The organism is Cellulosimicrobium sp. AB352, from assembly GCF_049538415.1.
In the GTDB taxonomy this organism is placed as follows: Bacteria; Actinomycetota; Actinomycetes; order Actinomycetales; family Cellulomonadaceae; genus Cellulosimicrobium; species Cellulosimicrobium funkei.
Genome location: NZ_JBMVFX010000001.1, coordinates 58,646 through 78,762, shown reverse-complemented (window position 1 = coordinate 78,762; position 20,117 = coordinate 58,646). Strand labels below are relative to the sequence as shown.

The following is a 20,117-nucleotide window of genomic DNA, read 5'->3' as shown; positions in this document are numbered from 1 at the left end:
GGGGTCAACCCGTCCGGGACGCGGACCTGCGCCCGGAGGGGTGAGACACGTCACGCTCCGCGGCCGCGGCTGCGCCAGAGCAGGTAGACGAAGTACGGCGCGCCCAGCAGCGCGGTGCCGAGACCCGCCGGGATCTGCCCGGGCGCGATGACGACGCGGCCCAGCGTGTCCGCGACGGACACGAGGAGGGCCCCGAGCAGCATCGCGACGGGCACGACCCGGGAGTGCCGCGACCCGACGAGCGCGCGGGCGGCGTGCGGCGCGACGAGGCCCACGAACGCGAGCGCCCCGATGGCGCACACGGCCGCGGCGGTGAGCAGCGCGGCGACGCCGAGCAGGAGCAGCCGCGTGCGGTCGAGCGCGACGCCGAGGACGCGCGGCGTGTCGTCGTCGAGCGCCACGACGTCGAGGTCGCGCCGGAACACCGCGGTGAGCGGGGTGAGCACGAGCAGCGCGAGCGCGACGGGGATCAGCTGCTCGAGCGTCCGCCCGTACGTGGAGCCCGACAGCCACGTGAGCGCGAGGTTGACGTCCCACGGCGCGACGACGACGACGAGCAGCGTGATGATCGCCATCACCCCGGCCTGGGCGCCGATGCCGATGAGCACGAGCCGGTCGGAGCTCAGCCCGCCGCGGTAGGAGAGCCCGTAGACCAGCCCGAACACGGCGAAGGCCCCGATCGCGGCGGCGGCGGACATCGGCCAGATCCCGACGCCGGGAACGAGCAGGATCATCGTCACGGCACCGAGGCCGGCGCCCGACGTCACGCCGAGCAGGCTCGGCTCCGCGAGCGGGTTGCGGCACACGGCCTGCACGATCGTGCCGGCGAGCGCGAGCGCGGCGCCCGCGAGGAGGGCCGCGAGCACGCGCGGGACGCGCTGGTCGAGCACGAACGTCACGTGCCGGCCGGCGACGCCGGCCCACCAGTTCGCGACGTCGCCCAGCAGCACGACCCGGTCGCCGAGCAGGAGGCCCGCGACGGCGGCCGCGGCGACGGCGAGCGACAGGACGACCACGACCACGACGACCGCGCGCCGCGAGCGCGGCCGGCTCAGCGCACCGTGCCCGCCGCGCGACGACGCGGGCCCCGAGTCGCGCAGGCGGCGCGCGAGCCACACGAGCAGGATCGCGCCGAGGACGGTCGTGACGATGCCCGTCGGCACCGCGATCGAGAGCGTCCCGGGCAGCAGGAGGCGGAGCAGGACGTCGGCGCCGAGCACGACGACCACGCCGACGAGGGCCGCGAAGGGCAGGAGGAGCACGTGCCGCCCGAGCCCGGGCACGCGACGCGCGACGAGGCGGGCCACGACGGGCGCCGCGAGACCGACGAACCCGACCGGACCGGCGACGGTCACGGCGATCGAGGCGAGCAGGACGGCGACGAGCACCGAGGCGACGCGCGTGCGGCGCACGTCGACGCCGAGGACGGTCGCGGCGTCGTCCCCGAGGCCGAGGAGGTCGAGCCGGCGCGCGAGCACGAGCGCGGCGAGGACGCCGACCACGACGACGGGCGTGGCCAGCGTGACCGTGCGCGTGCCCGACTGGACGATCGAGCCGCTCCCCCACGCGAACAGGCCCATCGTCTCCTGCTCGAACAGCACGAGGAGGACCGTCGTCAGCGAGTGGAGCGCGAGCATGATGGCCGAGCCGGCGAGCACGAGCCGGGTCGGCCCGTCGGCGCCGCCGCGCGCCAGGACGAGCACGAGCCCGGCCGCGGCGAGCCCGCCGAGGAACGCGAGGCCGCCCTGGAGGTAGAACGGGACGGAGAGGCCGAACGCGGCGACCACGACGACCGTGAGGTAGGCGCCCGCGTTGACCGCGAGCGTGTCGGGCGACGCGAGCGGGTTGCGCGCGACCGACTGCAGCACCGCGCCGGCGACGCCGAGCGCGACGCCCAGGAGCAGGCCGGCGAGGAGCCGTGGCACGCGCGACGCGACGAGGACCGCGACCGTCTGGTCGACCCCGTCTCCCCCGGTCGCGAGGCGCAGCAGGTCGAGCGGGCCGACGTCGGCCGTGCCCTGCGTGAGGTGCACGGCGGCGAGCACGAGCGCGACGACGACCGCCGCGAGGAACGCGCCCGCGACCCCGCGGCGCGACGTCCGCGCGCGGGGGGCGGCCGCCGTCGGGCCCGGGGCGGTGCCGGTGCCCGGAGGGACGCCGCCCTCCGGGCCGTCCGCGCCGGGGACGACGGCCGGAGCCGGGTCCTCCAGGAGGAGGGTGTCCGGCTCCGGCGCGGTGCGCTGCTCTCGCCTGCTCACAGTGGGTCTCGTCAGCCTTCTCGTCGTCCTGGCGTGGTACGCGCCCGGGGGTGCCGCGTCAGGCCGTCAGGGCCTCGACGACCGCGTCGGCGTAAGCCGCGGCGGACAGCGGGCCGCCGAACATCCAGATGCCGTCGGGCAGACGGTGCACGTCGCCGGCCGTGACGAACGGGAGCTGCTCCCACACGGCGTTGCCGGCGAGGCCCTCCTCGAACGGGTTCGCCTCGGAGTCGCTCGCGACGTAGAGGAACTGCACGTCGCCGAGCTGGGTGAGGCCCTCGACGTCGGTCTGCGCGAGGCCGTAGTCGGGGTCGCCGCCCTCGGTCCAGGCGTTGACGAGGCCGATCTCCTCGCCGATGGCGCCGAAGAACGAGCCCGGCGTGTACATGCGGATCGAGACCGCGCCGTTCGTCACCCAGCCGTCGGCCATCGTGAACTCGGCCCCGGCGAGGCCCGCCTCGTCGAGCGCGGTGGTGGCCTCGGCGATCTTCGCGTCGTACTCCTCGAGCGCGGCGGCCGCCTCGTCCTCGCGACCCGTCACGGTGCCGAGCGTCTCGACCGTGGAGCGCATGTAGCCGATGGGGTCCTCACCGTCGGAGCCGCGCAGCGCGAGCACCGGCGCGACCTCCTCGATCTGCGCGATGACGTTCTCCGGCAGGTCGGTGGTCGTCACGACGAGGTCCGGCTCGAGCGCCGAGATCGCGTCGAGGCTCGGCTCGCCGCGCGTGCCGACGTCGGGCGTGCTCGCGTCGATGGGCGCGACGGTGTCCCACGTGTTGTAGCCCTCGACGTCCGCCTGGCCGACGGGCTCGACGCCCAGCGCCACGAGGTTCTCCGTGAGGCCCCACTCGAGCGAGACGATGTCGGTGGCCGGGGCGTCGAGGGTGACCTCGCCGCGCTCGTCGGTGACGGTGACCGGGCCGGACGCGGCGTCGGTCGTCGCGCCGTCGGACGAGCCGCCGGTCGCGGGCTCCTCGGTCGTGCCGCACGCGGTGAGCGCGAGCGCGGTCGCGAGCGCGACGGCGCCCACGGCGAGGGAACGGGTGGTCGAGCGCATGGGTGTCCTTCGGGTTCGGTGCGGAGACGGTGCGGAGGAGTACGAAGAGGCGCGGAGAGTCGCGGCCCGGCGGCCGGACGCCGCGGTCAGACGAGGACGGCCGCGTCCAGCCGGGCGGCGTGCCGACCGAGCGGCTCGCAGCACGTGCGCCCCGTGAGGGGGTGCGTGTAGACGTCGACGTGGATGCCGTAGACCTCGGTGAGGAGCTCGGTCGTGAGCACGTCCTCGGCCCGGCCCGTGGCGCGCACGACGCCGCCGTGGAGCAGGACGACGTGGTCGGCCACCGCGGCGGCCTGGTTGAGGTCGTGCAGGACGACGCCCACGGCCACGCCGTGCTCGCTCGCCAGGTCGCGGACCAGGTCGAGCAGCTCGACCTGGTAGCGCAGGTCGAGGTACGTCGTCGGCTCGTCGAGCAGGAGCACCTTCGTGTCCTGCGCGAGGCACGTCGCGAGCCACACGCGCTGCAGCTCGCCGCCGGAGAGCTCGTCCACGCCGCGGTCGGCCATCGCGGTGATGCCCGTGACGTCCATGGCGTGCGCGATCGCGCGCGGGCCGTCGGGGTCGTTCGAGCGGAACCGGCCGCGGTAGGGGTGGCGCCCGTAGGCGACGACGTCGCGCACGCTCACGCCCGACGGCGTGGGCCGGCTCTGCGACAGGAGCGTCACGCGCCGCGCGAAGTCCTTGGCGTGGAGCGCGAGCGCGTCGGGCACGTCGTCCAGGGCGACGGTCCCGGCGTCGGGCCGGTGCAGGCGCGCGAGCGAGCGCAGGAGGGTCGACTTGCCCGAGCCGTTGGGCCCGATGAGGGCCGTGACGGCCCCCGGGGCGAGCTCGAGCGCGGCGCCGTGGACCACGGTGCGGTCGTCGTAGGACAGCCGCAGGTCGTGACCCGCGAGCGCCGGGGCGCCGGGCAGGCCCGGCGCGACCGAGGCAGCTGAGGTTCCACTCACAAAGGTGAGGCTAATCTATGTCGCCCGCCCAGAACCAGCCCCTCACGTCCGTGTGACGGGGCTCACGAACGGCGTCGGTCAGCCCTCGGCGGCCCGGCCGGCCCGCCGTCGCGGCTCTCCCGCGCCCGCGGTGGGCGGCGCGTGGTCCTCGTCCGCCGCGTGCGCGCGCGTCGGGGACGCGTGCCGCTCCCCGCCGAGCGCGACGGGCACGACGAGCGCCCGGTGGTCCGACAGCCCCGTGTCGACCGCGACGGCGGGCGCCGTCGCCCGGACCGGGCCGTGCGCGAGCACGTGGTCGAGCTGGCGCGCGGGCTCGCCGACGGGGAACGTCGGCGCGGAGGCGAGGGGGCGCCACCCGCTCGTGCGCGCGGCCTGGGGCGCCTCGATGTTGAGGTCGCCGAGCAGGACGACGGGCTCGCCGTCGGGCACGTCGGCGGCGAGCTCCCGGGTGAGCCGCACGAGCTGCGTGAGGTTGCGCCCGGGCACGAAGGTCAGGTGCGTGCACACGACCGTCACCGGCCCGCCCGGCGCCTCGACGCGCGCGACGAGGGCCGCGCGCGGCTCGTCGCGCACGAGCGTCGGCAGCCGGCGCCCGGGGAAGCGCACGGGCACGCGCGTGCGGGGCGCGGGCAGCAGGACGGTGCGCCACGCCGTGACGGGGTACCGGCTCACGACGGCGATCCCGTAGGCGGCGCGGCCCGGCTGGTGCTCCCCCGTCGGCGCGGTCCACACGCCCGGCTCGCCGACGAGCGTCGCGACGAACCGGTGGTCGACGGCGCCCGCCGCCTCGGCCGCGACCGCGGTGAGGTCGGCGCGGTGCGAGCGGGGCTGGTCCCGGTCCACCTCCTGGAGCGCGAGGACGTCCGCGTCGAGGGCCCGGACGGCACCGGCGAAGCGGTCGACGTCGACGCGGTCGTCGACGAGCGACCGCCCGTGCAGGATGTTGAACGTCGCGAGGCGCACCCTCCCGATTGTGGGGACCACGGCCCGACGCCGCACGCGCTCGGCAGGGCGGCCGCTCCCCCGTGGCGACGTGCCAGCACCCCCGGGGTGGTGTAGACCCTGGGCATGGTGGACGACAGGGACGCACTGCACGACGGCCTCCGGATGACCGCCGCGGCGCTGGCCGAGGCCGAGATCCCGCACGCGCTCGTCGGCGGCTACGCGGCGTGGGCGCGCGGGGCGCCGGAGCCGAGCCACGACGCCGACTTCGCGATCCGCGAGGTGGACGTGGACCGCGCGCGCGAGGTGCTGCGCGAGGCGGGGCTCGAGATCACGGAGCCGACGGAGAACTGGCTCTTCAAGGCGTACCACGGGGGCGAGCTCATCGACGTCCTGTACCGGATGGTCGGCGAGCCGATCGACGACGACCTGCTCGCGCGCACCGACGAGCTCGAGGTCCTCGCGGTCCGCATGCCCGTGCTTTCCGCGACCGAGATCATGGCGTCGAAGCTGCGCGTCCTCGGCGAGCACTACTGCGACTTCTCGCGGCTCCTGCCGGTCGCGCGGGCGATGCGCGAGCAGATCGACTGGTCCGACGTCCGGCAGCGCGTGGACGACAACCCGTACGCCCGCGCGTTCCTGTTCCTCCTCGACGAGCTCGCCGTCGTGGACGCGCAGGACATGGGCGACGACTCCCTCGGCTCGCGCACCGACGCGGCCGAGCCGGCGTCCGGAGACCCGTCGAGCGCGCTGGAGTGAGGCCGACCCCCGTTCGCCGCGCGAGCAGGACGGACCCCGGGAAGGGTGTGGTCGTACCGCCCGCCAACCACAGGAGGTATCACCGATGAGCACGGTCACCCAGTCGATCGACGTCGACGTCCCCGTCCGCACGGCCTACGACCAGTGGACCCAGTTCGAAGAGTTCCCCCGCTTCATGGAGGGCGTCGAGGAGATCCGCCAGCTCGACGCGACGCACACGCACTGGAAGACGAAGATCGGCGGCGTCGAGCGCGAGTTCGACGCGGAGATCACCGAGCAGCACCCCGACGAGCGGGTGGCGTGGAACAGCACGTCGGGCCCCGACCACGCGGGCGTCGTGACCTTCCACCGGCTGAACGACACGCAGACCCGCGTCACGGTCCAGCTCGACTGGACGCCGGAGGGGGTCGTGGAGAAGGTGGGCGACGTCCTCCAGCTCGACGAGCGCCGCGTCAAGGGCGACCTCGCCCGGTTCAAGGAGTTCATCGAGTCCCGCGGGGCCGAGACGGGCGCGTGGCGAGGAGACGTCAGCTGACGACCCGGAGCACGTCGTCGGCCACGGCCGGCGATGACACCCAGCACGTCACGGAGCGGGTCCGGTTCGCCCGGGCCCGCTCCGGCGCGTCGTCCGCGCCGTCGACGGTGTCGGCGGCGTCGGCGGCGTCGGCGGCGGCAGCGTCGGCGGGCACCGCGGAGGCGCGCTGCGCGGTCGGCGACCTCACCGCCGTCGTGCACGTGTCCGGGGCGGACGCGCCCGACGTCGTGGTCGTGCTCGTGCACGGCGTCGGGTCATCGGCGCGCGCGTTCGACCCGGTGCGGCGCGCGCTCCTGCGGCCGCGCGCGCTCCCCCGGGTCGCGGTGCACGCGGTCGACCTGCCCGGCTTCGGCGCGGCGCCCCGCGCGCCGCGCGACGTGTCGATCGAGGAGCACGCGGCCGTCGTCGCGGAGCACGTGCGCCGCCACGTGCTCGACCTGCCCGACGGCGCCCCGCGACCCGTCGTCGTGCTCGTCGGCCACTCGATGGGCGCGCAGGTCGTCGCCCAGGCGATGGCCGACCACCCCCGCGAGGCGCCCGCGGGCGTGCTCGTCGGCCCGACGGCGGACCGCCACGCCCGCAGCGCGCCGCGCCAGGCGCTGCGGCTCGCGCGCGACGCGGTGGGCGAGCGCCCGCGCGCGCTCGCGACGCTCGCCGTCGACTACGTGCTGCGCTGCTCGCTGCCGCACTACGCGGTCCAGGTCCGGCACATGCTGAGGCACCGGCTCGAGGACGTCGTGCCGCGCGTGCCGGGGCGTCTCGTCGTGGTGCGGGGCGCGCACGACCCGATCGCTCCGCGCCGGTGGTGCCGCGAGCTCGCGCTCGCCGCGCCGCGCGGCATGTTCCGCGAGGTCCGGGGACGCCACCATGCGATGGACGCCGACCCGGAGGGGATCGTCGCCGCCGTGCGTGATGCCGGTGGACTGCCGCGCGGACTGCCGCGAGACCTGCCCCGAGGCCTGCCCCGGGACCTGCCGTGAGGGCGCCCCGCTGGCCCCGCTCCCTGCGGCTGCGCGACCGCGCGGTGGACTACGCGTACGTCGCCGCGCGCCAGGTCCAGGGCGCCCTGCGCGCGCGCCGACCCGTCCCGACCGGCCCCGGCGGCGCGAGCCCCGTCGTGCTCCTGCCCGGCGTCTACGAGACCTGGCAGCTCCTCGGGCCGGTCGCGACGGCCCTCGCCCGAGCCGGGCACCCCGTGCACGCCGTGCCCGGCCTCGGCTACAACCGGCGCCCGTTCGCCGAGGCTGCCGACCGCACGGCGGCGTTCCTCGAGCGGTCCGACCTGCACGACGTCGTCCTCGTCGCCCACAGCAAGGGCGGCCTCGTCGGCAAGCGCGTCATGCTGTCGGCCGCCGGGCCGCGCGTCGCCGGCATGGTCGCCGTGGCGACGCCGTTCCGCGGCTCGCGCTACGCGCAGTACCTCCTCGGGCGCACGCTGCGCGCGTTCTCGCCGCGCGACGCCGCGCTGGTCGCGCTCGCCGCCGAGCGCGGGGTCGACGCGCGCATCACGGCCGTGTACCCGCGCTTCGACCCCCACATCCCCGAGACCGGCCGCCTCGAGGGCGGACGGAACGTCGAGCTGCCGCTCGCCGGGCACTTCCTCCCGCTCGGCGACCCGACGCTCGTCGAGGTCGTGGTGCGGGAGGTCGACCGGTTCGCCCGGTCGGCGCCCTCGGACTGAGCGCGGCCCTCAGGCCGAGCGGGCGGGCTCGCCCACCGCGACGCGCACGAGCTCCTGCGTGCACCGGGTCATCGCCACGTACAGCCCGTTCCACCCGCGCGGCTCGGCGGCGACGCCGTCGGGGTCCACGACGACGACCGCGTCCCACTCGAGGCCCTTCGCCTCGGACGTCCCGAGGACGGGCACGCCCTCGACCGCCGCGCGCAGCGTCGCGAGGCGCGCGACCGGCGCCACGACGCCCACGGTCCCGCCGTCGTACCGGGCCGCGAGGCGTGCGACCTCGGCGGCGACCGTCTCACCCAGGCGTCCCGGCGCACCGTCCGGCACGACGACGTCCCGCGGCTCGACCCCCGCGTCCCGCACCGCACGCGGCGGGTCGTTCCGGCTGCCCGCCGCGCGCAGCACCGGCCCGACGAGCGCCATGACCTCGCGCGGCGTGCGGTAGCAGATGGTGAGGTCCGCGCGCCGCCAACGCTCCCCGAGGACGGGGCCGACGGCGTCCGCCCAGTCCGTGTGCCGGTGCGGCGCCTCGGTCTGGTCGACGTCCCCGACGGCCGTCACGGACCGCGTCGGGCAGCGGCGCAGCACCATGTGCCACTGCATGGGCGAGAGCTCCTGCGCCTCGTCGACCACGACGTGCCCGTAGACCCAGTCGCGACGTGCGGCCGCCCGCTGCGCGAGGAACTTGCCCTGCTCGCCGGGCGCGTCGGGAGCCCCCAGCGCGTCGGCGAGCGCGTCGAGCAGCGGCACGTCGCTCGGTGCGAGCGCGGGCGGCTCGCTCGTGACGTGGCGCACCTCGGCCGTCGTCAGGTCGGGCGCGTGGCGCGCGAGGAGCGCGGCGTCGCCCAGCAGGTCCGCGAGCGCGGTGCGGACGTCCGTGACGGGCCACCAGGCGTCGACGGCGGCCGCGAACCCGGCGTCGCGCGCGAGGTCCTCCCGGAGCCGGTCGAGGTCCTCCTCGGTGAGCTCGCCGTCGACGTCGCCGCCGCGCGCGCCGGTCGTGGGGGCGCGGTCGTCGCGCGCGGCGAGCCCGGCGTCGAGCTTCCCGAGCACGTCCTCGAACCCCTCCTCGACCCGTTCGAGCAGCTCGGTGTGGCGTTCCGCGGCCTCGTCCACGAGAGCGTCGAGCAGCAGGTCCACGGCCCGGCCCCGCGCGGCCAGCACGCTGCGGCCTCCCGCGCGAGAGGCACGCAGGACCTGGGCGACGCGGGCCGGGTCGAGCGTGAGCGGCTCGCCGTCGAGGCGGACCGTCAGGGCTCGCGCGTCCGGGACGAGGGAGTCCGCGTACCGGGCGACGACGTCCTGCCACAGCGCGCGCCCCTTGATCTCCGCGACGTCGCGCCCCTCCTCCCGCTCGGGCGCGACGCCGGGCACGAGCGTGTCGCACGTCGCCGAGACGACCGCCGTCTCCCCGAGCGCGGGCAGCACCTGCGCCACGTACTCGAGGAAGCGCGACGACGGCCCGAGCAGGAGGACGCCCCGCTCGGCGAGGTGCGGGTAGGTGAACAGCAGGTATGCGACGCGGTGCAGCGCGACGACGGTCTTGCCCGTCCCCGGGCCGCCCTGCACGACGAGCACCTGGTCCGCCGGGGCGCGCACGATCGCGTCCTGCTCCGTCTGGAGGGTCGCGACGGCGGTGCCCATGCGCCCGGTACGGCGCTCCGACAGCGCCGCGAGCAGCGCGCCCTCGCCGACGAGCCCGCCCTCCTCCTCCGCCCCGGTCGCCGAGCCGTCGAGCGGCTCGTCGTCCACGCCGGTGACCCGGTCCCTCGCGGTCCGCACGTGCCGACGCCGCGCAAGACCCTGCGGCTCGCGCGCTGTCGCGGTGTAGAAGGCGCGTGCACCGTCAGCACGCCAGTCGAGCACGAGCGGGTCCGCGTCGTCCTCGGGCGCAGTGATCCCGACGCGCCCGACGTGGCGCGTGGCCCCGTCGACGGTGTCGACGCGGCCGAAGACGAGCCCGCTCTCCGCGCGCTCGAGCTCGGTGCGACGGCGGCGCAACCCAGCGCGCCGCGCGCGCTCGACGACGGACTCGGCACCGGCCGGGTCCGAGACCGCGTCCCGGTAGGCAGCGCCGTCGGCAGGAGCGGTGAGCTGTGCGTCCAGCTCGGCGAGCAGGTCCGCGCGACGGGCGAGCGCGGCGTCGAGGTGCTGCTGCTCCTCGGCGATGGCATGCGCCGCAAGGTCGCGCCCGTGGTGGGGGCGGGTGGTGGCAGGCAGGGACGGGGAGGGCTGGACCGGCACGGGACCTCTTCTCGTACGACGTACGGACACGGGCCCAACGCGTCGGGGAGCATCGTTGTTCCCGTCTCTCCCGCCGCGACCGACGAGTCAGGGGACGCGCGTCGCCCAGAACGCGACGGCCGACGCCGCGGCGACGTTGAGCGAGTCCACTCCCCCCGCCATGGGGATCGTCACGACCCGGTCGGCCGCCTCGATCGCGCCGCGCGACAGGCCGTCGCCCTCTGTGCCGAGCACGAGCGCGAGCCGCTCGGGCGGGTCGGCCACGACGTCGTCGAGGCTCATCGCGTCGTCGGCGAGGGCGAGCGCCGCAACCGTGAAACCCTCGTCGCGCAGCAGGTCCAGCCCGCCCGGCCACGTCTCGAACCGCGTCCACGGCACCTGGAACACCGTGCCCATGCTCACGCGCACCGAGCGGCGGTAGAGCGGGTCGGAGCAGCGCGGCGAGACGAGGACGGCGTCGACCCCGAGCGCGGCGGCCGACCGGAAGATCGCACCGACGTTGGTGTGGTCCACGACGTCCTCCAGCACCGCGACCCGCCGCGCACCCGTCCCGCCGCGCGCCGCGGAGAGCAGGTCGCGCACGGGGACCAGCGGCGGGCGGTGCATCGCCGCGAGCGCCCCGCGGTGCAGGTGGAACCCGGTGATCGCCTCGAGCACGTCGGGCGCACCGACGTACACCGGGACCTGCTCGCCCGTGCCGCCCGGGGCGTCGTCGACCGGCAGCGCGGCGATGTCGTCGGCGAGGTCGTCGAGCCAGCGCTCGGCCATGAGGAACGACCGGGGCCGGTGCCCGGCGGCGAGCGCCCGCCGGATCACCGTCGAGCTCTCGGCGATGTACAGCCCCTTCTCCGGCTCGTGCTTGGACCGCAGCGCGACGTCGGTCAGGCGGTTGTAGTCCGCGAGGCGGCCGTCGGCGGGGTCGGTGACGTGCACGACCCGCAGGCCGGCTCGGGTGCTGGTCTCGCTCACGTCGTCGATTCTCCCAGGCATGCCACGCGCCTTGATCCCCGGCTCCGTCCTGTCTAGTCTGTCCAGACAGGACGAGGAGCGGGGGTCCCATGAGCTGGCAGGTGCAGGACGCGAAGCAACGCCTGAGCGAGGTCTTGCGAGAGGCCGAGAACGGTCCACAGGTCATCACCCGGCACGGCAAGGAGATCGCCGTCGTCGTCGGGATCGACCTCTATCACGAGCTCACCGGGGTCCGGGTGGAGCTCGCCGACTACCTCCTCGAGGCACCCACGGCGGACGACCTCAACCTCACCCGTGACCGGACTCCGTTGCGCGAGCTCGATCTCGGGGCCGACGCGTGAGGTACCTGCTCGACACGAACGTCGTGTCCGAGCTCGTGCGAACCCGACCGGACGAGCAGGTCGTCGCGTGGCTCCGCGGGCTGCGAACGCCTCAGATTTACCTCTCGGTGCTGACCGTCGGCGAGATCCGCACCGGGGTCCAGCGCCTCATGTCTCGCGACGCCGCGCGGGCGACCGCGCTCGAGACGTGGGTCCACGGTCTCGAGGAGACGTACGGGGACCGCATCCTGCCCGTCACGCTCGAGATCGCGCAGCGATCGCCGGCCGTGCACGCGGCGCACCCGCTGCCCGTCGTCGACTCCCTGCTCGCGGCGACCGCGCTCGCCCACGGGCTCACGGTGGCGACACGGAACACCCGGGACTTCGTCGACTGCGGCGTCCCGGTCGTGAACCCGTTCTCCTCACCCTGACCGGCGGCCGCTGGCGTGTCGCGGGTCACGGTCCTTCGCCCCTCGCGCGATCCGGGCATCGGGGGTCGAATAGGGGCATGGGATCCGCGCCGGACGCTGCACCGACCCCCGCCACGGCGGCCTCCTCGACCTCGGCGAGCACGACCGAGCGCTCGCTCGACGCGCCGTGGTCGCGCCCGCCCGACGCCGTCCTCGCCGAGCTCGGCACGGACGCGGGCGGCCTCTCCAGCGCCGACGCCGCGACGCGGCTCGCGGAGGTGGGGCCCAACCGGCTGCCGCCGCCGCAGCGCGACCCGTTGTGGAAGCGGATCCTCGTCCACTTCGACGACATCCTCATCTACATCCTGCTCGTCTCGGCGGTGCTCAAGGCGATCCTCGGCGACTGGGTCGACTTCACGGTGATCCTCGCGGTCGCGGTGATCAACGCGGCGATCGGGTTCATCCAGGAGGGGCGCGCGGAGAGCGCGCTCGAAGGCATCCGGAACATGCTGTCCGTCAACGCCGAGGTGCGGCGCGACGGCGCGTGGGCCCGCGTGGACGCCGACGACGTCGTGCCCGGCGACGTCGTGCGCGTGCGCTCGGGCGACCGCGTGCCCGCGGACGTCCGGCTGATCCAGGCGACGAACCTGCGCGTCGAGGAGTCGGCGCTCACGGGCGAGTCGGTCGCGGCGGCAAAGTCGGTGGCCCCGGTCGGGGCGGACGCGGGCGTGGGCGACCGGTCGAGCATGCTGTTCTCGAGCACGCTCGTGGCCGCGGGCCAGGGCGTGGGCGTCGTCACCGCGACCGGGACGGCGACCGAGATCGGCCGGATCCAGACGATGATCTCCGAGGTCCGCAGCCTCGCGACGCCGCTGACGCGCCAGCTCGACCGGTTCGGCAAGCTGCTCGCGGTGCTCATCCTCGCGATGGCCGTCGTCATGGTGATCATCGGCCGGGTCGTGCACGACTTCTCGGTGCCCGACCTCGTCTCGGCGTCCATCGGCTTCGCCGTCGCCGCGGTGCCCGAGGGCTTGCCCGCGCTCGTGACGATCACCCTCGCGCTCGGGGTGCAGCAGATGGCCCGGCGCCGCGCGATCACGCGCAAGCTCCCCGCGGTCGAGACGCTCGGCTCGGTGACCACGATCTGCTCGGACAAGACCGGCACGCTCACCAAGAACGAGATGACGGCACGCACGGTCCGCACGAGCGGGCGCACGTTCGCGGTCGCGGGCGCGGGGTACGCGCCCGTGGGAGACGTGACCGTGCCCGACGACGCACCCCGCCCCAGGTCGACCGGCGCACCCGGCGAGGTGGACGGCGCGGGCGAGGGACCGGCGTCGGGCACCCGGCACGCGGACCTCGCCGACGACCGCGACCTCGCGGCCCTCGCGACGGTCATGATGCTGTGCAACGACGCGCGGATCGTGCCCGACGGCGAGGACACCGACGGATGGCGGCTCGTCGGCGAGCCGACGGAGGGCGCGCTGCGCACGCTCGGCATGAAGGCCGGCGTCGACCCGACGGGGTGGCGGCGCGTCGCCGTCGTGCCGTTCGAGTCCGAGAACAAGTTCATGGCGACGCTCGACGCAGACCCCGACGGCGGCCTGCACGTGCACGTCAAGGGTGCGCCCGACCGCGTCCTCGACCGCTGCGCGACCCAGCTCGGCCCGGACGGCGGCAGCGAGCCGCTCGACCGCGCGTTCTGGGACGCGCAGATCGACGCGCTCGGCGGGCAGGGTCTGCGCGTGCTGGCAGCCGCGCGACGCCCGGCCGCCGACAGCACGGCGGACCTCGACGTCGCCGACGTCGCGGACGGCCTGGAGCTGTGCGGGCTCGTCGGCATCGTGGACCCGCCGCGCCCCGAGGCGATCGAGGCCATCGCCGAGTGCCGCGACGCGGGCATCCGCGTGAAGATGATCACCGGCGACCACGCGGGCACCGCGCTCGCGATCGGCCGCGAGATGGGCATCGTCGACGCCCACGACGGCTCGTCCGCGCCGGCCGTGCTCACCGGCCCCGAGCTCGAGGAGATGAGCACGGAGAAGCTGCGCCAGGTGGTGCGCGACGTCGACGTGTACGCGCGCACGAGCCCCGAGCACAAGATCCGCATCGTGTCCGCGCTCCAGTCGCACGGCGAGGTCGTCGCGATGACGGGCGACGGCGTCAACGACGCCCCCGCGCTCACCCAGGCGGACGTCGGCGTCGCGATGGGCATCAAGGGCACCGAGGCGACCAAGGAGGCCGCGGAGGTCGTGCTCGCCGACGACAACTTCGCGACCATCGAGCGGGCCGTGAAGGAGGGTCGGCGGATCTACGACAACATCCGCAAGTCCGTCCTGTTCCTGCTCCCGACCAACGGCGCGCAGTCGCTCGTCATCCTCGTCGCGGTCCTGTTCGGCCTCACCCTGCCGCTCCAGCCGGTCCAGGTGCTGTGGATCAACATGATCACCGCGGTCACGCTGTCGCTCGCGCTCGCGTACGAGAAGGCCGAGCCCGACGTCATGCGCCGCGCCCCGCGCGACCCGAAGGCGTCGATCCTCGACGGCGCGTACGTGCGCCGCATCCTGCTCGTGTCGCTCCTCATCGGCGGCGCGACCATCCTGCTGTTCTACGTCGAGCGGGCGCAGGGCGTCCCGCTCGCCGAGGCCCAGACGACGGCGGTCACGATGCTCGCGCTCGGCCAGCTCGCCTACCTGTTCAACTGCCGGTTCCTCGACCGGTCGAGCCTCACGCTCGACGTGCTGCGCGGCAACCGGGTGGTCTGGGTCTCGGCGGCGACGCTGCTCGCGCTGCAGGCCGTCTTCGTCTACGCACCGTTCATGCACTCGTGGTTCGACTCGGCGCCCATCGCGCTCGCGGAGTGGGGCAAGACGCTCGGGCTCGCGCTCGTCGTCTTCCTGCTCGTCGAGGTCATCAAGTGGGTCGGCCGGCGCTGGACGGCGCGCGACCACGTGCCCGCCCTCGTCGAGCGCGACGCCGGTCAGCGCTGAGAGGCGCGAACACCACGCGCCGCTGCACCTCGTAGCTCGTCGCGACGAGCACGGCGTCGGTGCCGACCTTGGCCGCGAGGAGCGGCAGGCCGATCCCGGTCAGCAGCGCGAGCAGCCCGTAGCTCGCCGCGAGCAGCACGGCCGCGAGCGCCACGTACCGGGCCGCCGCGACGCGCAGCGGGAGATCGCGCCCGCCCGGGAAGACCAGGCGGCGGTTCACGGCGAAGTTCACGCCCGCGCTGAGCAGACGCGCGCCCACCACGGCCGCGAGGAGCGACCCGGTGAGCGCGTGCAGCGCGAGCAGCGCGACGACGTCGACCGCGGCCGAACCGAGCGACGACGCCGCGAACCGCAGCAGCGGCGCCCACACGCGCAACGAGTCGGCGACGGGCCGGAAGTGCGAGGACGCGTTGTCGTCGAGGTACACCGTCGCGACGTCCACCTCGACGATCCGGCGGCCCGCGCGGGTCGCCTCGAGGAGCGCGCGCAGCTCGTACTCGTACCGGTCCCCGCGCACGGCGAGGAGATCGTCGAGCAGGCCCGGCCCGTAGGCGCGCAGCCCGGTCTGGGTGTCCCGGACACGCGTGCCGGTCGTCGCGGCGAACGCCCAGCGGGTCGCGGCGTTGCCCACGCGGCTGCGCACCGGCACGTCGCCCGCGAAGCGGCGCGCGCCGAGCACGACGGCCTCGGGCTCGGCCTGCGAGCGCGCGGCGACCCGCAGCACGTCGACCACGGTGTGCTGCCCGTCCGCGTCGGCGCACACCACGCCGTGGCCGGGCAGCCGGTCGTGCACCCACCGGATCCCGGTCCGCAGCGCGTGGCCCTTCCCACGGTTCACCGGAACGGTGAGCACCACGGCGCCCAGCGCCCGCACCGCGCGGAACACTCCCCCGCACCGCCGGTCGCTGCCGTCGTCGACCACCACGACCGGGGACTCGGGGACGGCCGCCCGCAGCGCGTCGACGAGCGCGACGAGCCGCGCGTCGGGCTGGTACGCGGGCACCACGACGGCGGTCCGCGCGACGCTCGTCGCCGGGTCCGCGGGCTGCTCGCGCGTGGTCGCGCCGGTCATCAGGCACCGTCCGCGACGTAGAGGACGTCGGACGTGCCACGCTCACGGCCCTGTGACGGGCTGTTGACGACCTCGCCGTCGAACCAGAGGGTCGAGGACCCGCCGCCGTCGATGTTGTAGGCGGTCGTCGCGCCGAGGTCCTGCAGGATCTCGGCGAGCTCGGTCGTCGTCGCGCCGCGCGAGTAGCCCTCCTGACGGCCGTCCACGACGACGAGGAGGAGGTGGTTCTCGTCGACGACCCCGATCGCCGTGCGCGGCTGCTCGCCCTGGATCGAGTGGTTCCCGACGTTCGTGTCGACCTCGACGTCGTCGATCCCGGCCACGATCTCGCCGTCCTCGACGAGCGCGGGCCCGAACGACAGCGTGTTCCACACCCCGGCGTCGACGAGGCTCTGCGCGTCCGTCGTCGTCTCGTCGTAGACCTCGACGTGGCCGTCGCGGTAGAGCGCGAGGCCCTCGCGCGCACCCTCGTCCCGGTACACGACACCGTTGCGGATGACGATGCCGGTGTCGCGGAACCCGTAGTAGTCGCCGTTGACCGCGAGGACGGCGCCGTTGTCGGCAGCGATGTCCGACGTCGTCTCCGTGATGTTCGTGCCGAACGCGTCCTGCGCGAACGCGGAGCGCAGGTCCGTCATGTCGGAGAGCACGACGTCGGCCACGTAGTACGTCAGGGTGTCGTCCCCCGACCCGGTGGTCACCCGGGAGACCGTGATGCTCGTGGCGTCGGACGTGTACGTGTCGCCGTCGACCGTCCCGGTGCCCGCGGAGGTGGCCGCCGAGGTGCCGGTCGAGGCGCCTGCGCCGTCGTCCGCGGTCGCCCCCTGGCCCGATGCCCCGCCCGCGTCGAGGCCCTGCGAGGCTTCGTACGCCGACACGTCGTCGATCTCGACGTGCTCGACGACGAACCGGTCCAGCGCCCACGCCGTGGCGCCACCCAGCGGGAGCAGCACCGCGAGGGCGGTGACGAGCGCGGCACGCCACCGTCGTCGGCGCCGGGACGCGGGCGGCACGGGCGGCACGGGCGGCACGGGCGGCACGGGCGGCACGGGCGGCACGGGCGGCACGGGCGGCACGGGCGAGGCTGACGAGGCGAGGTGCGAGGTGGGGTTGCTCATGGGCCGTGTCTACGGAGCAGGCGTGTGCTGTGGGGATGCCACGGCTGTCCGTCGGCTGTGAGCGGCGCGCGCCACTGCCCGGCGCGTCCGGTGACCGACCTCTCAGCCCGTCCATTTGCCGTGGGGGATACCCCCCGGGGTATCGTCGGAGCATGATCCCCTCGACCCCCGGCTCGACGACCCACCCGTCCGACCCCGACGGCGCCCGCCGCATCGTCGTCGTCGGCGGCGTCGCGGGCGGCATGAGCGCCGCCGCGCGCGCCCGCCGTCTCGACGAGCGCGCGTCGATCATCGTGCTCGAGCAGTCCGACCACGTCTCGTTCGCGGGCTGCGGCCTGCCGTACCAGGTGGCGGGCGAGATCGCGGAGCGCGACGCCCTGCTGCTGCACACGCCCGCCTCGCTCCGCGCGAGCCTCGACCTCGACGTGCGGACGCGTCACCGCGTCACCGCGATCGACCGCGCGGCGCGCACGGTCACCGTCGCCGCCGAGGACGGCACGTACGAGCTCGGCTACGACGCGCTCCTCCTGGCGCCCGGCGCGACCACCGTCCTCCCGCCCGTCGCGGGCCTCGACCACCCGGCCGTGCACACGCTGCGGACCATGTCGGACCTCGACGCCCTGTCGGCCCGGCTCGCGCAGCTCGAGGCGGAGGTCGCCGCGGGTCGCACGGCCCCGCTGCGGGCCGTCGTCGTCGGCGCGGGCTTCATCGGGCTCGAGGCCGTGGAGGCGCTCGTCGGCCGCGGCCTCACGGTCGACGTCGTCGAGCGCGCCGACCAGGTGCTGCCGCCGCTGGAGCCCGACCTCGCGCCGCTGCTCGCGGACGAGCTCCGCGACCACGGCGTCGGGCTCCACCTCGGGACCTCCGCGAGCGCCGTCGTGCCGCAGCCCGAGGGCGCGGACCACGCCGTCGCGCTCGAGCTCACGGACGGCAACGCCCTCGACGCCGACGTGGTGCTCGTGAGCGTCGGGGTGCGGCCCGCGAGCGACCTCGCGGCGGCGGCCGGGCTCGCGCTCGGCGAGCGCGGAGGGATCCGCGTCGACGCCGACCAGCGCACGTCCGACCCGCACGTGTGGGCCGTCGGCGACGCCGTCGAGGTCGTGCACGCGGTCACCGGAGCGACGGGCCCCGTCCCGCTCGCCGGCCCGGCCAACCGCCAGGGCCGGCGCGCCGCGGACTCGATGCTGGGCCACCGGACGACACCGCAGGCGCCCGTGCTCGGGACGGCGATCGTGCGCGTGTTCGGGCTCACCGCCGCCGTGACCGGGCCGAGCCACGCGACCCTGGCGGCGGCCGACGTCGTGCACGAGCAGGTGCGCGTCCACGCGGCCCACCACGCGGGCTGGTTCCCCGGCGCCGAGCCGGTCCACGTGACGGCGAGCTTCGCGCCCGACGGCCGCCTGCTCGGCGCGCAGGCCGTGGGCCGCGCGGGGGTGGACAAGCGCATCGACGTGCTCGCGACCGCGCTGCGCGCCGGGCTCACGGCCGACGACCTCGCGGAGCTCGAGCTCGCGTACGCCCCGCCCTACGGCGCCGCCAAGGACGTCGTCAACATGCTGGGGTTCGTCGCGCAGAACGTGCTCGACGGCACCATGCCGCAGTGGCACGCGGCCGACCTCGACGAGGTCGTCGCGACGTCGCTCGTGCTCGACGTCCGGTCGCCCGCCGAGCACGCCGGCGGCCACCTCGACGGCGCCCTCAACGTGCCGCACACCGAGCTGCGCGAGCGGCTCGACGAGGTGCGCACCGCCGCGGCGGGGCGCCCCGTCGCCGTGCACTGCGCGAGCGGCGTGCGGTCCTACCTCGCCACCCGTGTCCTGCTCGCCGCCGGGCTCGACGCGCGCAACCTCTCCGGCGGCTGGCTCACCCTGACCACCACGCCGCGCGCCGCGCGCACCCTCGAAGGAGTCCCCGCATGATCGACCGTCTCCGCCGCCTGTTCTCCCGCTCGTCCGACGACGGCGGCGTGCGCCCGACCGTCGACGCCGCCACCGCGGTGCAGCTCGTCCGCGACGGCGCGACGCTCCTCGACGTGCGCGAGCGCGACGAGTGGCGCGCCGGGCACGCGCCCCAGGCCGTGCACGTGCCGCTCGCCGACGTCCCCTCCGCCGCGCCGCGGCGGCTGAAGGACGGCGCGACCGTCGTCGTCGTGTGCGCGTCGGGGATGCGCTCGCGCACCGCGGCGCGCCAGCTCCGCTCGCTCGGCTACGCCGCGACGAGCCTGTCCGGCGGGCTCGGCGCGTGGCAGGCCGCGGGCGGAGCCGTGCGACGCTGATCCTGCGCCACCACGCGCGGGCCGCCCCCGGCCCCGCCAGACCCCGACCCTCGCACCACCGATCGACCCCCACACCCGAGGAGACCCACCATGTGCAGTCCCGCCCTGTGCCGCACGTGCGGCAAGACCACCTGGACCGGCTGCGGCATGCACGCCGACGAGGTCATGGCCGAGGTGCCGCCCGAGCAGCGCTGCACCTGCGCCTGACCAGGCACGCCGCGACGAGAACCGACAAGAACACCGACGAACGCAGGAGGACGACCGTGGAGCTCGACCCCACCGACATGAGCAAGGTCGCCAACCGGCTCAAGCGCGCCCAGGGCCAGCTCGCGGCCGTCGTGCGCATGCTCGACGAGGGGCGGGACTGCGAGGACGTCGTCACGCAGCTCTCCGCCGTCTCGCGCGCCCTGGACCGGGCCGGGTTCGCGATCATCGCGTCCGGCATGCGCCAGTGCCTCACCGAGCCGACCGAGGACGGCGAGGACCCGACGCTCGACGTGGCCAAGCTCGAGAAGCTCTTCCTCTCGCTCGCCTGAGCGC

General features: G+C 75.5%; 18 protein-coding genes. 10 read left to right on the top strand and 8 right to left on the bottom strand.

The window, feature by feature from the left end:
* Nucleotides 1–50: 50 nt before the first annotated feature.
* The 4 genes from ACPCUX_RS00370 to ACPCUX_RS00355 form a co-directional block, all read right to left on the bottom strand.
* Nucleotides 51–2,210: an iron ABC transporter permease gene (locus ACPCUX_RS00370; protein WP_423388035.1), complete on the bottom strand. Its 2,160-nt coding sequence runs from the start codon at nucleotides 2,208–2,210 to the stop codon at nucleotides 51–53.
* A 106-nt stretch (nucleotides 2,211–2,316) separates the two neighbouring features.
* On the bottom strand, nucleotides 2,317–3,315 hold the full coding sequence (locus ACPCUX_RS00365; protein WP_043656895.1) for an iron-siderophore ABC transporter substrate-binding protein: 999 nt from the start codon (nucleotides 3,313–3,315) through the stop codon (nucleotides 2,317–2,319).
* Between the two features lie 86 nt (nucleotides 3,316–3,401).
* Nucleotides 3,402–4,262 carry an ABC transporter ATP-binding protein gene (locus tag ACPCUX_RS00360; RefSeq protein ID WP_269467728.1) on the bottom strand — a complete coding sequence of 287 codons (861 nt, stop codon included), beginning with the start codon at nucleotides 4,260–4,262 and terminating at the stop codon, nucleotides 3,402–3,404.
* 78 nt (nucleotides 4,263–4,340) lie between these two features.
* Complete coding sequence (locus ACPCUX_RS00355) at nucleotides 4,341–5,225, bottom strand: endonuclease/exonuclease/phosphatase family protein (protein ID WP_082774365.1); 885 nt, start codon at nucleotides 5,223–5,225, stop codon at nucleotides 4,341–4,343.
* Between the two features lie 105 nt (nucleotides 5,226–5,330).
* On the opposite strand from ACPCUX_RS00355, the gene ACPCUX_RS00350 reads away from it, so the two are divergent.
* The 4 genes from ACPCUX_RS00350 (at nucleotide 5,331) to ACPCUX_RS00335 (ending at nucleotide 8,179) form a co-directional block, all read left to right on the top strand.
* Nucleotides 5,331–5,963, top strand: a complete 633-nt coding sequence (locus tag ACPCUX_RS00350) for a nucleotidyltransferase family protein (RefSeq protein ID WP_114554211.1) — start codon at nucleotides 5,331–5,333, stop codon at nucleotides 5,961–5,963.
* An 85-nt stretch (nucleotides 5,964–6,048) separates the two neighbouring features.
* Nucleotides 6,049–6,498 (top strand): SRPBCC family protein, encoded by a 450-nt coding sequence (locus ACPCUX_RS00345; protein ID WP_021483430.1) that lies wholly within the window; start codon nucleotides 6,049–6,051, stop codon nucleotides 6,496–6,498.
* The gene (locus ACPCUX_RS00340) at nucleotides 6,477–7,478 is read left to right on the top strand and encodes an alpha/beta fold hydrolase (RefSeq protein ID WP_423387944.1); all 1,002 of its coding nucleotides are present in this window, start codon (nucleotides 6,477–6,479) and stop codon (nucleotides 7,476–7,478) included. Before ACPCUX_RS00345 ends, ACPCUX_RS00340 begins: the two co-directional genes overlap by 22 nt.
* Nucleotides 7,475–8,179: an esterase/lipase family protein gene (locus ACPCUX_RS00335; protein ID WP_081895927.1), complete on the top strand. Its 705-nt coding sequence runs from the start codon at nucleotides 7,475–7,477 to the stop codon at nucleotides 8,177–8,179. Before ACPCUX_RS00340 ends, ACPCUX_RS00335 begins: the two co-directional genes overlap by 4 nt.
* 9 nt (nucleotides 8,180–8,188) lie before the next feature.
* On the opposite strand, the gene ACPCUX_RS00330 is transcribed toward ACPCUX_RS00335, so the two are convergent.
* Together ACPCUX_RS00330 and ACPCUX_RS00325 are read right to left on the bottom strand one after the other, a co-directional pair.
* The gene (locus ACPCUX_RS00330; RefSeq protein ID WP_423387943.1) at nucleotides 8,189–10,423 is read right to left on the bottom strand and encodes a HelD family protein; all 2,235 of its coding nucleotides are present in this window, start codon (nucleotides 10,421–10,423) and stop codon (nucleotides 8,189–8,191) included.
* An 87-nt stretch (nucleotides 10,424–10,510) separates the two neighbouring features.
* Complete coding sequence (locus ACPCUX_RS00325; protein ID WP_423387942.1) at nucleotides 10,511–11,392, bottom strand: TrmH family RNA methyltransferase; 882 nt, start codon at nucleotides 11,390–11,392, stop codon at nucleotides 10,511–10,513.
* An 89-nt stretch (nucleotides 11,393–11,481) separates the two neighbouring features.
* On the opposite strand from ACPCUX_RS00325, the gene ACPCUX_RS00320 reads away from it, so the two are divergent.
* The 3 genes from ACPCUX_RS00320 (at nucleotide 11,482) to ACPCUX_RS00310 (ending at nucleotide 15,112) form a co-directional block, all read left to right on the top strand.
* Nucleotides 11,482–11,733, top strand: a complete 252-nt coding sequence (locus ACPCUX_RS00320; RefSeq protein WP_396051934.1) for a type II toxin-antitoxin system Phd/YefM family antitoxin — start codon at nucleotides 11,482–11,484, stop codon at nucleotides 11,731–11,733.
* On the top strand, nucleotides 11,730–12,143 hold the full coding sequence (locus ACPCUX_RS00315; protein ID WP_423387941.1) for a type II toxin-antitoxin system VapC family toxin: 414 nt from the start codon (nucleotides 11,730–11,732) through the stop codon (nucleotides 12,141–12,143). The genes ACPCUX_RS00320 and ACPCUX_RS00315 overlap by 4 nt, the downstream gene beginning before the upstream one ends.
* 77 nt (nucleotides 12,144–12,220) lie before the next feature.
* Entirely contained in the window at nucleotides 12,221–15,112 is a 2,892-nt protein-coding gene (locus tag ACPCUX_RS00310; RefSeq protein WP_423387940.1) for a cation-translocating P-type ATPase, read from the top strand.
* On the opposite strand, the gene ACPCUX_RS00305 is transcribed toward ACPCUX_RS00310, so the two are convergent.
* Both ACPCUX_RS00305 and ACPCUX_RS00300 read right to left on the bottom strand, forming a co-directional pair.
* On the bottom strand, nucleotides 15,036–16,184 hold the full coding sequence (locus tag ACPCUX_RS00305; RefSeq protein WP_194216383.1) for a glycosyltransferase: 1,149 nt from the start codon (nucleotides 16,182–16,184) through the stop codon (nucleotides 15,036–15,038). The two genes, ACPCUX_RS00310 and ACPCUX_RS00305, sit on opposite strands and share 77 nt — an antisense overlap.
* A complete protein-coding gene (locus tag ACPCUX_RS00300; protein ID WP_423388034.1) occupies nucleotides 16,184–17,197 on the bottom strand; it encodes a phosphodiester glycosidase family protein in 1,014 nt (337 codons plus the stop codon). Before ACPCUX_RS00300 ends, ACPCUX_RS00305 begins: the two co-directional genes overlap by 1 nt.
* A 257-nt stretch (nucleotides 17,198–17,454) precedes the next feature.
* Here ACPCUX_RS00300 and ACPCUX_RS00295 point away from each other — a divergent pair, with 257 nt between their 5' ends.
* The 3 genes from ACPCUX_RS00295 to ACPCUX_RS00285 all read left to right on the top strand — a co-directional run bounded on the left by ACPCUX_RS00295 (nucleotide 17,455) and on the right by ACPCUX_RS00285 (nucleotide 20,113).
* A complete protein-coding gene (locus ACPCUX_RS00295) occupies nucleotides 17,455–19,221 on the top strand; it encodes an FAD-dependent oxidoreductase (protein WP_423387939.1) in 1,767 nt (588 codons plus the stop codon).
* Nucleotides 19,218–19,577 carry a rhodanese-like domain-containing protein gene (locus ACPCUX_RS00290; RefSeq protein ID WP_076404703.1) on the top strand — a complete coding sequence of 120 codons (360 nt, stop codon included), beginning with the start codon at nucleotides 19,218–19,220 and terminating at the stop codon, nucleotides 19,575–19,577. The genes ACPCUX_RS00295 and ACPCUX_RS00290 overlap by 4 nt, the downstream gene beginning before the upstream one ends.
* Nucleotides 19,578–19,840: 263 nt before the next feature.
* On the top strand, nucleotides 19,841–20,113 hold the full coding sequence (locus tag ACPCUX_RS00285) for a metal-sensitive transcriptional regulator (RefSeq protein WP_021482683.1): 273 nt from the start codon (nucleotides 19,841–19,843) through the stop codon (nucleotides 20,111–20,113).
* Nucleotides 20,114–20,117: the final 4 nt, after the last annotated feature.